The organism is Leptolyngbya sp. FACHB-321, assembly GCF_014695975.1.
Lineage (GTDB): Bacteria > Cyanobacteriota > Cyanobacteriia > Leptolyngbyales > Leptolyngbyaceae > Stenomitos.
The window spans coordinates 114928-129481 of record NZ_JACJPI010000056.1 but is presented as its reverse complement, the minus strand read 5'-3'; the positions used below and the strand labels follow the sequence as shown (position 1 = coordinate 129481).

Below are 14554 nucleotides of genomic sequence, written 5' to 3'. Positions count from 1 at the left end.
GGACGGCACCCTCCTGCGCACCCTTGAGGGTCATACCGGCGCTGTCTCCTCGGTGGGGCTCAGCGGCGATGGTCAGACCATCATCAGCGGTAGTGGGGACAACACGGTGCGAGTGTGGAGCCTGGACGGCACCCTCCTGCACACCCTTGAGGGTCATACCGGCGCTGTCCACGCGGTGGGGCTCAGCGGCGATGGTCAGACCATCGTCAGCGGTAGTGGGGACAAAACGGTGCGGGTGTGGAGCCTGGACGGCACCCTCCTGCGCACCCTCGAGGGTCATACCGGCGCTGTCTCCTCAGTGGCGCTCAGCGGCGATGGTCAGACCATCGTCAGCGGCAGTCATGACGACACGGTGCGGGTGTGGAACCTGGATGGCACCCTCCTGCGCACCCTTGAGGGTCATACCGGCGCTGTCTTATCGGTGGGGCTCAGCGGCGATGGTCAGACCATCATCAGCGGCAGTCAGGACGAGACGGTGCGGGTGTGGAGCCTGGACGGCACCCTCCTGCGCACCCTCGCAGACCATACCAGCTCTGTCTACTCGGTGGGGCTCAGCGGCGATGGTCAGACCATCGTCAGCGGTAGTCAGGACGGGACGGTGCGGGTGTGGAGCCTGAACGGCACCCTCCTGCGCACCCTTGAGGGTCATACCGGCGCTGTCTACTCGGTGGGGCTCAGCGGCGATGGTCAGACCATCGTCAGCGGCAGTAGCGACAACACGGTGCGAGTGTGGAGCCTGGACGGCACCCTCCTGCGCACCCTTGAGGGTCATACCGACGCTGTCAACTCGGCGGGGCTCAGCGGCGATGGTCAGACCATCATCAGCGGTAGTGACGACAACACGGTGCGAGTGTGGAGCCTGGACGGCACCCTCCTGCGCACCCTTGAGGGTCATACCGACGCTGTCCACGCGGTGGGGCTCAGCGGCGATGGTCTGACCATCATCAGCGGCAGTCAGGACGAGACGGTGCGGGTGTGGAGCCTGGACGGCATCCTCCTGCGCACCCTTGAGGGTCATACCGGCGCTGCCTTATTGGTGGGGCTCAGCGGCGATGGTCAGACCATCGTCAGCGGTAGTGGGGACAACACGGTGCGGGTGTGGAGCGTGGACGGCACCCTCCTGCGCACCCTCGAGGGTCATACCGGCGCTGTCTACTCGGTGGGGCTCAGCGGCGATGGTCAGACCATCATCAGCGGTAGTGGGGACAACACGGTGCGGGTGTGGAGCCTGGATGGCACCCTTCTGCGCACCCTCGAGGGTCATACCGACGCTGTCTACTCGGTGGGGCTCAGCGGCGATGGTCAGACCATCGTCAGCGGTAGTGGGGACAACACGGTGCGGGTGTGGCTCCGTAACGAATGGCGCTCCTGGTTGAGAGGCTGTTTGCAAAAGCTGGGAAATAACTGGACTTACGACCAAGAGGGATGGGCGGCTAGAACTCGTCTCTTCGAGCAAGGATACCTGCTGGCTGAGAACCTGGACTCTGTCGCTGGGAACGCTCTCGCCCTGAAGCAGTTCAAGCTCGCCTTGCAATGCGGTAAGCCCGCAAAAGCCACCATTGACAGTCATCCTGAGCGACTCTCCCCTGAAGCGTTAGAAACCTCTGCCAGATGTTTGCTCGTTCCTATCCTACGGCAGCAAGGAGAAAAGTTTGCTCGCTCAGGTCACTATGAGCAGGCGTTGGACAAGTTTAAGCAGGCGCAAGCGTCTGGGTTAGATCTAGATCCTGCTACAGAGGTCAATCGGTTCACTTCCGCTGCCTTAAAGCTTCAGGGAATCTTGAATGCACTCCATCTAAAGCTTGAGGAAGCAATTGCCAAATTTGCTCAAGCTAAGCACTATGCCCCTGAGTTAGAGCTAGAACCCGAAGCAGAAGCCAAACGGATTGCAGTTTCTGTTTTGGTGGAAAGGGGGCAACGCTTAGCCAAGGAGCTCAAGCTTGAGGAAGCCACTGCCAAATTTGCTCAAGCTAAGCACTATGCCCCTGAGTTAGAGCTAGAACCCGAAGCAGAAGCTAAACGCATTGCAGTTCCTGTTTTAGTGGAAAGGGGGCAACGCTTGGCCAAGGAGCTCAAGCTTGAGGAAGCCACTGCCAAATTTGCTCAAGCTAAGCACTATGCCCCTGAGTTAGAGCTAGAACCTGAAACAGAAGCTAAACGCATTGCAGCACCTGTACTGCTTGACCAGGGCAAAACCTTAGTGAAAAAGGGGCAAATGTTACCAGACAATGTTCAGCAGGCTCTTGAAGCCTATCAAACTGCTCAAGTCTACGATCCAGCCTTAACAATCACGGCTGATGATTGGAACTTCTTGCTCTGGTGGGGCAGTCTCCATGCTGCCAAGAAACCGAAACTGGTTAAGGCTCTACTGGAAGCTAGCCAAGAAGCCTTAAAAGCCGAACCTGAGAACGCCGGACAACGCGACACCCTAGGCGTTGCTAGAGTTCTAGCAGGTGGTAAGCGCAACCGCGACAGCGCTATGAAAGATTTCGAGTTTTATATCGCTGACTCTAATACGTCGGTTGACCAGAAAGAACAGCGCCAGCGGTGGGTTAACGCTCTAAAAGCTGGTCAAGATCCCTTTAGCGAAGATGAGATCAAAACGCTGTTTGGTTAACAAAACGACTGCAAACCTAGAACCAAATGACGCATGGCTGACTACGAAAACGGTATCAATGGTGCAACGGGCGAATACCTCTTCCCCGCTAAGACCGACAAGCAAATCACTACTCAGGCTAAAGCGATGGTCGCCGGCACTCCTTTTACCGACCCACACCAGATGGAACTGCGCAGCCGGGCAGAACTGCGCGATCAGTCAAAGGCTCCGGCTGCATGGGTCGATCCGACTGACCTGGCAAAAGCGGGATGGGGCGTGATCTTCGCCCAAAGCTACACTCACTACACCTTAGAGTCGCTTCAGTCCGAGGATGGTCTGGGGCTGCTGCTGCACCGTCGGCAGCAACAAGCCACCCAAACCTGTGAAGATTACTACAAAGTCTTTGTCTTCAATCCGAAGTGGGACAAAAACCAGTTTCTCTCTAAGCAAGGTGCCCCTGGTTCTGGCGCGGTCGATCCTGACCGAGGCGTGCCGTATTACCTCCTCATTGTGGGCGATCCTGCCACGATTCCCTACGAGTTTCAGTATCAACTCGACGTGCAATACGCTGTCGGTCGCATCTACTTTGACACTTTAGAGGAGTATGCCTACTACGCCCGAAGCATTGTGCGCGCTGAAGACGAACGGATCGAGCGCCCTCGCCACATCAAGTTTTGGGGCGTTAGCAATAGAGGCGACAACGCCACTCAACTGAGTGCCAAACACCTGATGACCCCCTTGTCTCAGTGGCTAACCAATAGCCACTCTGATTGGGCAACCTCTCCCTTAATTGGCGACAACGACGCTTCCCCTCATCTCTCTGCAAGCAAAGCCAACCTGGATCAACTCCTGAATCAGGAGTCTGCTCCTGCCCTTTTGTTTACCGCTAGCCACGGTGTTGGCTATCCCAAGGATCATCCCCAACAACGGGCTTTTCAAGGGGCTCTAGTCACTCAAGACTGGGCACCCTTTCTAGGTCAGCCAGACCCAGAGCAGCACCTCTTTAGTGCGACCGATATCCAGGCTAAGGCTAACATCCACGGCATGATTGCCTTCCACTTCGCCTGCTACGGCCTGGGCACCCCTCAGTTCAATGACTTCAAACATCGAGACGGTGAGGCCGAATTAGCCGACCAGTCCTTTGTCGCACGACTACCCCAAAAACTCCTAAGCCACGAAAAGGGAGGAGCACTTGCCGTCATTGGGCATGTCGATCGGGCTTGGACTCACTCATTTAAGAACAGCCAGATAAAACAGTGGGCCGTGTTCCAAAGTGCGCTCACTTGCTTAATGCGACAGTGGCCAGTGGGCTACGCGATGGAATACTTTAACCAGGAATACGCCGAACTCGCATCGGACTGTAACTTGGGCATTCAAAACGACAACAAAAAGGATAAAGAGATTGCCGAACTCTGGACCCGCAGTCACAATGCCCGTAACTTCATTGTTTTCGGCGATCCGGCAGTGAGGGTGGCTGTTAGCCAGCCTACGTCTCAAAGCACCGATGACAAGCCCATTGTTTGGTTTAAGCCATCGGGTACTCCCTCTCAAGCAGCGGCTGGCAACATGTCGCCAGTCCAAACTGATGGATCCACCCCAGAAGCCAAGGATCGTCTCATTGAACTGGAGACTCAAGTAAAAACTCTGCAAGCAGAAATAACTAGCTTGCAGGGAAGCATGCAAGCCTTGACGCAGCGACTTGACCGCCTTGAGAGGGCTGATTGAGCAAGCTTGAAACCATTAGACGGCCACTGACCACGACACGCACGGCTATACGACATCTAATCTGTCACTCACCTGATCTTAGAGATTGAGGAAAGTAGACAGTTAATTTGTCATAAATCTCTAACGCGTCACCTAATTTGTCACTTGAAACTAGGCTCTAGGAATACTACGGAGGGTCGTCAAAACCTCGAAATGCCTTTCCCAAGGTAATTTCAGCCCGACGACACTAATTTGTCTCAATGACGTTTAATTAGTCACTGTACAAAACTGAAAGCCCCTGAAACTTATGTTTCAGGGGCTTTCGCAATTTTAGATATTATCAAAACTAGTACGGACATTTTATGTTCTAGCAAACCTTAGGACTGAACCTGCCTTTAGATCACTCTAAGGATTCTTGTTGTAGGTTTGCGCAACCGCATCTCGTCCACTATTAGTTTGTCACCACCAGCTTTATAACAAAACTCTGTCACGGTACAAATGGCTGAGATCTAAAACTGGGGCGCTAGGATTCGAACCTAGGGATGGCGAGACCAAAACCCGCTGCCTTACCACTTGGCGACGCCCCAACGCGTCATCAGTAAACAATATAGCAGTTTTCATGCCATACGTGTCAAGATTTGGGTGCAAAAGGTTGGGCGATCGCAGACAGTGCTTCATGCGTGTGAGGCATTATTTATCCTTCAACCGTTAGCCGGTCTCTGAGTCTGTTAGCGGTTCGCAAAATTTGTCCTGCCAAAATAGCGGCACCAAACCCATTGTCAATGTTCACAACCCCGACTCCCGCAGCACAAGAGTTGAGCATAGTCAGCAGTGGTGCCAAACCATTGAAGCTAGCGCCGTAGCCAACGCTGGTAGGTACAGCAACGATGGGACAATCTGCGAGACCTGCGACCACGCTAGGTAAGGCACCTTCCATACCTGCAACTACGATCAGGACATCGGCTTCGACGATCGCCCAGCGGTTTTCGAGTAACCGATGAATGCCCGACACCCCCACATCCCAAAGTCGATTTACCTTAAAGCCGCACAGTGTGGCTGTTATAGCTGCCTCCTCAGCGACGGGTAGATCAGCGGTTCCGGCAGAGAGAATGTTGATGGTGCCGGGATGAGTGGGGAGTGGGGAGTGGGGAGTGGGGTGACTCTGCTCGCTGCCTTCTGCCTTCTGCCTTCTGCCTTCTGCCTTCTGATTACTTTTCAACGCACAAATTCGTGCCGTGGCGTAATACTCCACATCCGGCACTTTTGCTTTGAGTTGGGTGTAGACATCTGGCTCAATGCGGGTTGCCATAACGACAGCGGTACGATCGCGCATGACTTCCATGATTTGGGCAATCTGGTCGGGGGTCTTGCCCGGTCCCCAAATAACTTCGGGAAAACCAGTGCGAATGGCGCGGTGATGATCGATGCGTGCGAAGTCCTCAACGGTCTCGAAGTCGAGGTGTTTGAGCGTGTCAAAGGCTAGCTCTGGTGTCAGTTCACCAGCAGCAACGGCATGAAGGAGGCGCTTGAGTTGATCGGGTTGGGTCACGGGGGAAAGGATAAAGGACGAAGGATAAAGTGTTCTTGGCTTTTAGCCTGAAGCTTTCAGACTTTATCCTTTCTTATTCTAAGTTCTTGAATATTCCATAGTCCCCAACTGGGTAAACCTGTGTACTTGAGTCCCTGGACGCGATCGCGTACTGCCATGAGGGCGCGATCGTTGACAAGATGGATGACAGGCAGTTGTTCCTGGACGAGGCGCTGGAAGTCGGCATAGATGGCTTTACGTTTGGTTTCGTCAAGCTCCCGTGCGCCTGTGATGAAGAGGCGATCGATTTCTGTTTCCCAGTCATTGGGTGCCCAACCTTGAATAGGTGGTTGTCCGGGCTGTTGCTTGAGGTTAAAGGCATGGGAGGCACCACTGCTGACCCATAGGTTAGAGGCAGCATGCGGCTCAACACCGCCTGTAAAGCCAATAATGTGGGCATCCCAATTGCGCGAACTGCTCGTTCTCTCAATCAGCACATTGAAGTTGATCGGCTGATAATTTACCTGTATGCCAATTTTGCCGAGGTCTTGCTGCACCTGTGCGCCGATCGCTACCCGTGTCAGGTTATTCGCGTTGGTGATCAGGTTAAACTGCACGCGATTGCCATCGACATCAAACAGTTGCCCTTGCGCGTTATACGTAAAGCCTGCTTGGGTAAGTAGGGTTCTGGCTTTGTCCAGGTTGTAGTCGTAGACCTTAAGCCCGTCTTGAAGGAAATAAGGGCTTTGCACTGAGATAGGCGAATTTTGAATCACGCCCAGTCCACGAAAAATGTTGTTGTTGATGCGCTGACGATCGATCGCGTATGCCACCGCTTGCCGAAACGCTAAGGTGTTGAACCAGCGCGATTTAATGGGATCGACAAACGGCTTGCCATCCTTATTTTTTGCCTTGTTTAGGTTAAAGGTGAGGTAAAGTGTACCCGACCAGGGACCACCATCCTGGATCGTAAAGCGACCACGCTGTTCTTCACGCTTCAGCAGAGACACATACTCTGCTCGCAACGGACGCACATCGCCGATCGCGTCCATCTCGCCCGAACGAAATCGTAAAAGCTGCGTATCGAGATTTTCAACAATTTGCCAGACAATGCGATCAATATAAGGCAGTTGCGTGCCCTGTTCATCCTTACGCCAGTAGTAAGGATTGCGGCGAAAGACCAGTCGTTGCCCAGGTGTGTAGCTTTCCATCTGGTAAGGACCGTTCACCACAATTTTTCTTGGGTCGGTATCGGTGCCCCAGGTGGAGAGAAACGTGAGATTGCCGTCCCGTTCCTTTGTTTTCAAGGTGTTGGCAAGGGCGTGTTTTGGCAGAATCACAATACCATCGGGTCCGGCTGTGGCGCGAATCAAGGGTGCAAAGGGTTCTGGCAAGATAAATTCAACCCGTCGATCGTCCAGCTTTCGCACCTTAGGATAAGCTTTGTTGACCCCAATCTGAATGCCCTCCTTCGCATCCGTCGGCACATCTGGATTTGCCACAATATCCTGATAGGTAAACACCACGTCATCAGCGGTTAAGGGTACGCCATCCGACCATTTCAAACCAGGACGCAGCGTAAAAACTACTCGTTTGTCATCGTCTGAAACCTGCCATGACTCTGCCAACGCTGGCTCGATCGCACCTGTCACCCCATTTTCTGTGGTCAAACAGTCGTAGGCAAAGAGAAAGATGCTGGGGAAGGTGTTTTTATTAGCAAAGTTAAAGGTATTAGGGTCGGTAATAGTGCTAATGACAAGTTGGCTACCTTGCGCCGCCTGTGTGCGAAGCTGCCGTAGCTGGCAGCCTGTGAGGGTAAGGGCGATCGCTAGTCCCAGCGCGAACGCAACTACCCACCGTTGCCCTAATCCGGTCAGGTGCCTCAGCTTGTTCAATCGTCTCAGCACACTTAAAACCAAACGCATCATGCCATTGCCGCCAACACAAAAACACCTTACCTCAATTTTCTGCTTTGGTTGGTAGTATCAACGGCTGATCTAGCACACTCTCTTTTAGTGCCAGGGTTTCAAACGAATTGCTAATGCCCGGTTGATCGTCGTCCAGAGCATTGACAATTCGCTTCATAATGAGAGAGATGCTTTACATGGCTTCATCATGACGAGAGACCTGCGCGGATTTATCAAACAGCTAGAGCAACGCGGACAACTGCGGCGGATTACAGCCCTGGTCGATCCAGATTTGGAGATTGCTGAAATCGCCCAACGGATGCTGCAAAAGGGTGGTCCAGCGCTCCTGTTTGAGAATGTTAAAGGCTCGTCCCATGCCGTTGCCGTGAATCTGATGGGGACTGTGGAGCGGGTCTGCTGGGCAATGAACCTAGAGCAACCCGCGGAACTCGAAACGCTGGGCAAGAAACTGGCGCTTCTGTATCAACCCAGACCACCAAAAACAGTGCCGCAGGCGATCGCTCTAGGGCAGGCACTCTTTGATGTACTGAAAGCCAAGCCCAGTCGTGATTTTCTCCCTCCTTGCCATCAAATTGTGCTGAAAGGTGAGGATGTAGATTTAACCAAACTGCCGCTGCTGCGAGTCTATTCCGGCGATGCAAACAAAGTCGTGACGCTGGGTTTGATGATCACCAAAGACTGCGAAACGAAGACTGTGAATGTCGGCGTGTATCGCTTGCAGTTGCAGTCTAAAAATACGATGACGGTGCAGTGGCTTTCGGTACGGGGGGCAACACGCCATCTCCGCAAAGCAGCCGAACGGGGACAAAAGCTGGAAGTGGCGATCGCGCTAGGTGTTGATCCTCTGATCATTATGGCAGCCGCTACGCCTTTACCGATCGACCTATCGGAATGGCTGTTTGCAGGGTTGTATGGTGGACAGGGTGTACATCTCGCCAAGTGCAAAACTGTTGACTTGGAAGTGCCTGCCGATTCAGAAATGGTGCTGGAGGGTACGATTACTCCTGGCGAAACGGGTGTTGATGGTCCCGCAGGTGACCACATGGGCTTTTACGGCGGTGTGAATGAAGCGGCACCTCTCCTTCGCTTTCAGTGCATCACCCATCGCAAAGACCCGATTTATCTCACCACATTTAGCGGTCGTCCACCGAAGGAAGACGCGATGATGGCGCTGGCGCTGAACCGTATTTACACGCCGATTCTGCGCCAGCAAGTACCAGAAATTGTGGATTTCTTCCTGCCAATGGAGACGTTGAGCTATAAAACAGCAATTCTGGCGATCGACAAAGCTTATCCGGGTCATGCTCGTCGTGCCGCACTTGCCTTTTGGAGCGCTTTGCCACAGTTTACTTACACCAAGTTTGTCATCATTGTGGATAAAGACACCAATATCCGCGATCCGCGTGCCGTTGTCTGGGCGATCGCCTCTAAGGTTGATCCGGCACGGGATGTCTTCATTCTGCCGAATACGCCCTTTGACTCACTTGATTTTGCGACTGAGAAAGCAGGCTTGGGTAGTCGAATGGGCATTGATGCCACAACTAAGATGCCACCGGAAACCGATCGCGTTTGGAATACACCGCTAGAGTCCGATCCTGATACAGCCGCAATGGTCGATCGACGTTGGGCAGAATACGGCTTGGCAGACCTGAATCTTGGTGAAGTGAACCCGAATCTCTTTGGTTACGATATGCGGTAGTGAAAGCCTTCCGTTGGGCAGCGCTGCATAAGTGTGGAGTTGCAATCAACTGTTTGCTCTCAGCTTTAAATGGTGCAGACGGTCGACTAATGTCCTGAGAGGTTCGCTTTAACCGTTTGGCTACTGGTCTCTTGATCCACAGGGCGATCGTCAACGCTTGTATCAACAACATCAGCTTGTTTCGCTTCTGGATGTTCCTCATTGATATCGTCATCCGTCTCATGTGGATACCGATCTAAAATCGAATCTTCCACTGCGGCAGCTTTCAGTTCTGTAGGGTTCGGCGTACGGAACGGAGGGTCATTTCTGGTCGTATTTTCTGAAGTCATGGCTGTAACCCATTACATCGTGTGGTATCGATCAGTGTCGAACCGTTTTCAATGCTCTACGTCAGTCTGGGGATGGAATCCTAGCCTGAGTTCAACAGATTGCCGTAGCGTCATTCCCTAGCCCCAAAATGCTATTACGTAGCGGCGCTCAATGAAACTTACTGAAACTATTGGGTTGAGACTACGTTTGAGGCGGTTGAATCACCTGATTGCACTTGCCTATATATCTGTAGCTAAACTAATGTCTTATTTTTAGTTGCGGTGATGATTGTTGTAGCGAACTCTTGCACCTGCCCATTGCAGTTTCTCGCGTAGCGTCTGGTAATAAGAGTAATCTTCTCTCAGAATGATAAACCGTGCCTGACAGTCTGCGTTGCGGATATCGACACGCTGGCCCGGCCAAATGGATGTTGCTAGCACGCCATCCATCCAGAGCTTTGTATTCAATTCATGGTCAGCCAGGGGCCAGATGCTAACCACTGAACCGGGGGGCAAAACGATCGGGCGGCTCGAAAGACTCAAAGGGCAGATCGGCGTCACCGAAATTGCATTCATACCAGGATGAATAATCGGACCATTTGCTGCCACGGTATAGCAAGTGGATCCCGTTGGCGTTGACACAATCAGTCCGTCGCCCTGGTACTGATCTACCACTTCGCCATCAATTTCCATTTCCAGAATGGACGTGATCATGCGATCGGCAGAGGCAGGTTTGATGCACATTTCGTTTAGCGCGAGGTAGCGATCGCTCACCAACTCTAGATTGGTGCGATGCCCCTCAAACAACCCCGCCTGCAACATCATGCGCTGCTGTATCGCAAAGCGATCCTCCAGCAGACGATCCCAAACCTGCTCAGAATTTTCAAAGTCTTCTAAAGACTCTGTAAGAAAGCCTAAATGCCCACCTACATTGATTGCCAGAATTGGGATGTGGTCAGCAGAAAGATGACGCGCTGCCGTCAAGGCTGTGCCATCACCACCCAGCACGATCGCCAGGTCGATTGGATGAGTGACCGAAGCAAGGAAGACCGGGTACGGATTGTCTTTCGGTCCGCTGGGTCCCATCAAAACCTTGCAGTATCGGTTCTCTAGCTGCTTGGCGCACTTTTCAGCCCAGCGCTGGCTCATTGAATCGCCAGCTTTATGAGCAATGATGACCTGCTTCAGTTGCACGTTAAATCGCTGTTGGTGTTTAATTTCTGGCTATTAGCGCTCAATCAATTAACAACTAATAACTAACAACTCTGCCCAACGCTACCACTTCAGCAGATTAAACTGCTCCATATCCACTGTGTCACGGTTGCGATAGATAGCAAGCACGATCGCCAGCCCTACAGCCGCTTCAGCCGCCGCGATCGCAATCACAAACGTGGTGAACACTTGCCCCTTTACATCTTGAGCATCCAAATAGTTAGAAAATGCCATCAAATTCAAGTTCACTGCATTCAGCATGAGCTCGATCGACATCAGCACGCGCACTGCATTACGGCTGGTAATTAAGCCAAAGATGCCAATACAAAACAGTGCCGCTGCCAGAATCAGAAAGTATTGAAGCTGCATAGAGCCATCCTTTTTGCAATGAAACGAAAATCTTAGTATTAGCGGTCAGCTTCTAACTATTTTGGTCCGAGGGCAGGCGTGCGATCGTGGCTTCTGGGGGTGTAGTGCCGACAGCAACCAGTTCACGCGGACGCTCTGGCAAAGTCAGCGCAGGCTGCTGGAGGGGTGCAACCATATCATCAGACAGCAACTCACGTCGTGCCAAGACAACGGCTCCAATTAGTGCCATGAGCAATAGAACCGATGCCAACTCAAACGGCAGCAAGAAGTCAGTAAAAAAATGTTTGCCGATCGTCACGATCGCACCATTTCCTGCGGCAGCCCCCGTAGAGAACGACCACGGCGTAGAGGCAACCATTACTGCCAAAAGTGAGAACAACCCGGAACAGACTACCGCGGTTGAAACTCGCCGAATCCAAGCGCGTTGCACAGTCACAAACGCTTGACGCTTGTTCACCAGCATGATGGCAAACAAAATCAGCACGTTGACCGCACCCACGTAGATCAGCACCTGAGCGGTTGCCACAAAATCAGCATTCAGCAGCAGATACAGCCCTGCAATGCTGATAAAGACACCACCCAGCAGAAACGCGGAGTACACAATATTGGCAAGCAAAACAACACCCAACGCTGACCCGATCGCCATCAGAGACAGCAAGCCAAACGAAACAATCTGAACGCCTTCGGCTAAATTCACGGTAACTCAGTCTCCTTACTTAGGAGCAATCAGCCTTCAGCGACAGCTTGGAGCGCGTTCCAGAGCCAATCGCTGACTGCTAACCACTTATTTCTCTGTGTCAACAATTTCTTCAGGACGTAGCCCTGCCCGACGTGATCCGGCTGGCAAGCCATGCGGCTCAATAACGCCCTTTGGCAAGTAAGCAAACTCTCGTAACGGCGTTACCATTGGATCTTCAGTTACCTTATACGGTAAGCGACCCAGCGCGACATTATCGTAGTTCAATTCGTGGCGATCGTAGGTCGAAAGCTCATACTCTTCTGTCATCGACAGACAGTTTGTTGGGCAATACTCTACACAATTGCCGCAGAAAATACAGACACCAAAATCGATGCTGTAGTGATTTAGCTTCTTCTTTTTCGTCTCAGGGTTAAACTCCCAATCTACAACTGGCAGATTAATAGGGCAAACCCGCACACAGACTTCGCACGCAATACACTTATCAAACTCAAAGTGAATACGACCCCGAAACCGCTCTGACGGAATCAACTTCTCGTAGGGATACTGTACTGTTACCGGGCGACGCTGCATATGGTCAAAGGTTACTGCAAGTCCCTGACCGATAAACTTTGCCGCTTGCACTGTTTCTTTGGTGTAGTCGCTGACTTGCTTAAGAAACTTCAGCATAAGACTCTTTTAGAAAGGATGTAAGGATAAATGATGGAGAAGCATTGCGTCTGTTTAGCCTTGAGCCTTAAGTCCTTATCCTTCTGGCTCAACCGCCAAAAGCAAAGGGAAACGTTAGCTTGAGGGCAGCAGTCAGCAAGAGATTAACAAGCGAAATGGGCAAAAGAAACTTCCAGCCTAAATCCAACAGTTGGTCAATGCGAACGCGAGGCACAGTCCACCGCAGCAGAATTGCTAGAAAAACGAGAAAATAGGCTTTCAGTATCGTCATGGTAATGCCAAGCGAAGCTGTCACAACCTGAAAGATCGGATTGAACTCGTCAATGCCTAGTAGGTCAGCCACAAACGTCAGTGGTATCGGAAAATCCCAGCCGCCCAGATACAGTACCGCTACCAAAAGCGCCGACAGCACCAAATTGACGTAGGAACCTAGGTAGAAGAGTGCAAACTTCATCCCTGAATATTCAGTCTGATAGCCTGCTACTAACTCTTCTTCCGCTTCTGGCAAATCAAACGGCATCCGCTCACATTCTGCCAGGGCTGCAATCCAAAAAATGACAAAACCTACAGGCTGCCGCCAAATGTTCCAGCCTAGAATGCCATAACCCGACTGCTGCTGCACAATATCGATCGTGCTCAGCGAGTTAGACATCATCGCGATCGCCAGCACCGACAACGCGAGCGGAATTTCATAGCTAATTGACTGTGCCGCTGCCCGTAAGCCACCGAGCAAAGAATATTTATTGTTCGAGGCATAGCCCGACATGAGCAGACCGATCGGCGCGACACTTGATAGGGCAATCCACAAAAACACGCCCATTCCTACATCTGTCACCACTAAATTCTGCCCAAACGGCACAATTAGGTAAGACAAAAAGACCGGAATCACCACAATTACAGGACCCAACGTGAACAGTAGGGCATCCGAGTTTGCTGGAACCACATCTTCTTTAAAGACCAGCTTCAAGCCGTCTGCTACAGGTGCCAAGACACCTAGTGGACCAATATATTCGGGACCAATCCGTTGTTGCGCCGCCGCCGAAATCTTCCGCTCTAGCCAAACCACCACCAACACGCCAACTGTTGCACCCACCAGCATCAGCAGCATCGGTAGCGGCATCCAGACAGCCTTTGCGGCACCTGCCGACAATCCCAAGTCGGTAAGGGATTGAATAAAAGTTTCCTGTAAGTCTATTCCTGAGTTCATTGCTTACCTGGATTGAGTCATCACTCAGTAAATCGTTGTTGACAATCAACTAAACACAGCGGGCAGCACATTGATAAGACCAAAGCTTTTTTGCTACCTGAAGCCTGCCAACTGTTGATTTATCTTTGAGTAACAATGCTGTTACACGGCTCTGCGTCCCTAGTATATCGTTGGATTGCCGCCGCACGATCGCAAATCGCTATAGATAAATACGAAACATTGCTATAGAACCAAGCCATAATCAGTCGTAGACAACGAAGAACCATCTCTGAAGTCAACCTTGCTCCAGATAAAGGTGACAGATGGGGTCAAGTAAGAGGTAATCTTTCCTGCCTAGTACTCAGTTGAGTACCTGTAGCTCAACAAAGCTTTCTAAGAAGTGTGGCAGAGCTATAAAGGGCAAGCCTGTATCGTTGTCTTGCCCTTATTGCCCAATAAAGAAGCCCCCGAAACCAAAGTTTGAGGGCTGGAGTTCCTGAAAATCGTCACTAACACCATCCTTACAAGAGCATTGCTAGAAGGCAAGAGGGGTGCCACCCATCATGCAAGCGATTGGAAAATATGCTGACAGCGAAAAAGTGGCATTGATCGCTCCTCTGGTGCTCTGTCAGAAAAAGTTTGGCGGGCTGAAAACCGT

General features: G+C 51.9%; 11 protein-coding genes, 1 tRNA gene and 1 pseudogene. 3 read left to right on the top strand and 10 right to left on the bottom strand.

What is annotated here, in order from left to right; translation table 11 throughout:
- Together H6F76_RS10605 and H6F76_RS10600 are read left to right on the top strand one after the other, a co-directional pair.
- A pseudogene (locus H6F76_RS10605) lies at window positions 1-2617 on the top strand (hypothetical protein); the annotation flags it as partial.
- 33 nt (window positions 2618-2650) lie between these two features.
- Window positions 2651-4321, top strand: coding sequence for a C25 family cysteine peptidase (locus H6F76_RS10600; RefSeq protein WP_190508012.1), 1671 nt, complete (start codon window positions 2651-2653; stop codon window positions 4319-4321).
- A 494-nt stretch (window positions 4322-4815) separates the two neighbouring features.
- Here H6F76_RS10600 and H6F76_RS10595 read toward each other — a convergent pair.
- The 4 genes from H6F76_RS10595 to H6F76_RS30990 form a co-directional block, all read right to left on the bottom strand.
- Window positions 4816-4887 (bottom strand) — tRNA-Gln (locus tag H6F76_RS10595).
- A 107-nt stretch (window positions 4888-4994) separates the two neighbouring features.
- On the bottom strand, window positions 4995-5849 hold the full coding sequence (gene larB, locus H6F76_RS10590; RefSeq protein ID WP_190508011.1) for a nickel pincer cofactor biosynthesis protein LarB: 855 nt from the start codon (window positions 5847-5849) through the stop codon (window positions 4995-4997).
- 56 nt (window positions 5850-5905) lie between these two features.
- Window positions 5906-7756, bottom strand: coding sequence for an ABC transporter substrate-binding protein (locus H6F76_RS10585; RefSeq protein WP_242036606.1), 1851 nt, complete (start codon window positions 7754-7756; stop codon window positions 5906-5908).
- A 31-nt stretch (window positions 7757-7787) separates the two neighbouring features.
- Window positions 7788-7913: a hypothetical protein gene (locus tag H6F76_RS30990; RefSeq protein ID WP_277881208.1), complete on the bottom strand. Its 126-nt coding sequence runs from the start codon at window positions 7911-7913 to the stop codon at window positions 7788-7790.
- A gap of 30 nt (window positions 7914-7943) precedes the next feature.
- Between H6F76_RS30990 and H6F76_RS10580 the strand changes: the two genes are divergently transcribed.
- Window positions 7944-9455: a UbiD family decarboxylase gene (locus H6F76_RS10580; RefSeq protein ID WP_190508008.1), complete on the top strand. Its 1512-nt coding sequence runs from the start codon at window positions 7944-7946 to the stop codon at window positions 9453-9455.
- 86 nt (window positions 9456-9541) lie between these two features.
- Here the strand turns inward: H6F76_RS10580 and H6F76_RS10575 are convergent, their stop codons facing one another.
- The 6 genes from H6F76_RS10575 to nuoH form a co-directional block, all read right to left on the bottom strand.
- Window positions 9542-9784: a hypothetical protein gene (locus tag H6F76_RS10575; protein ID WP_190508006.1), complete on the bottom strand. Its 243-nt coding sequence runs from the start codon at window positions 9782-9784 to the stop codon at window positions 9542-9544.
- Between the two features lie 252 nt (window positions 9785-10036).
- Entirely contained in the window at window positions 10037-10957 is a 921-nt protein-coding gene (locus H6F76_RS10570; RefSeq protein WP_190508004.1) for an NAD(+) kinase, read from the bottom strand.
- An 81-nt stretch (window positions 10958-11038) separates the two neighbouring features.
- A complete protein-coding gene (gene nuoK, locus H6F76_RS10565) occupies window positions 11039-11344 on the bottom strand; it encodes an NADH-quinone oxidoreductase subunit NuoK (protein ID WP_190448615.1) in 306 nt (101 codons plus the stop codon).
- A gap of 52 nt (window positions 11345-11396) precedes the next feature.
- Window positions 11397-12041, bottom strand: coding sequence for an NADH-quinone oxidoreductase subunit J (locus H6F76_RS10560; RefSeq protein ID WP_190508003.1), 645 nt, complete (start codon window positions 12039-12041; stop codon window positions 11397-11399).
- Between the two features lie 87 nt (window positions 12042-12128).
- Window positions 12129-12707 (bottom strand): NAD(P)H-quinone oxidoreductase subunit I, encoded by a 579-nt coding sequence (gene ndhI, locus H6F76_RS10555; protein ID WP_190448674.1) that lies wholly within the window; start codon window positions 12705-12707, stop codon window positions 12129-12131.
- Between the two features lie 91 nt (window positions 12708-12798).
- The gene (gene nuoH, locus H6F76_RS10550; protein WP_190508001.1) at window positions 12799-13917 is read right to left on the bottom strand and encodes an NADH-quinone oxidoreductase subunit NuoH; all 1119 of its coding nucleotides are present in this window, start codon (window positions 13915-13917) and stop codon (window positions 12799-12801) included.
- Window positions 13918-14554: the final 637 nt, after the last annotated feature.

Bases quoted from the DNA above. Each gene is read 5' to 3' on its own strand.
- H6F76_RS10600 (WP_190508012.1), top strand. From the start codon at position 2,651: ATGGCTGACTACGAAAACGGTATCAATGGTGCAACGGGCGAATACCTC.
- H6F76_RS10575 (WP_190508006.1), bottom strand. From the start codon at position 9,784: ATGACTTCAGAAAATACGACCAGAAATGACCCTCCGTTCCGTACGCCG.
- H6F76_RS10585 (WP_242036606.1), bottom strand. From the start codon at position 7,756: ATGATGCGTTTGGTTTTAAGTGTGCTGAGACGATTGAACAAGCTGAGG.
- nuoK (WP_190448615.1), bottom strand. From the start codon at position 11,344: ATGCAGCTTCAATACTTTCTGATTCTGGCAGCGGCACTGTTTTGTATT.
- nuoH (WP_190508001.1), bottom strand. From the start codon at position 13,917: ATGAACTCAGGAATAGACTTACAGGAAACTTTTATTCAATCCCTTACC.
- H6F76_RS30990 (WP_277881208.1), bottom strand. From the start codon at position 7,913: ATGAAGCGAATTGTCAATGCTCTGGACGACGATCAACCGGGCATTAGC.
- H6F76_RS10580 (WP_190508008.1), top strand. From the start codon at position 7,944: ATGACGAGAGACCTGCGCGGATTTATCAAACAGCTAGAGCAACGCGGA.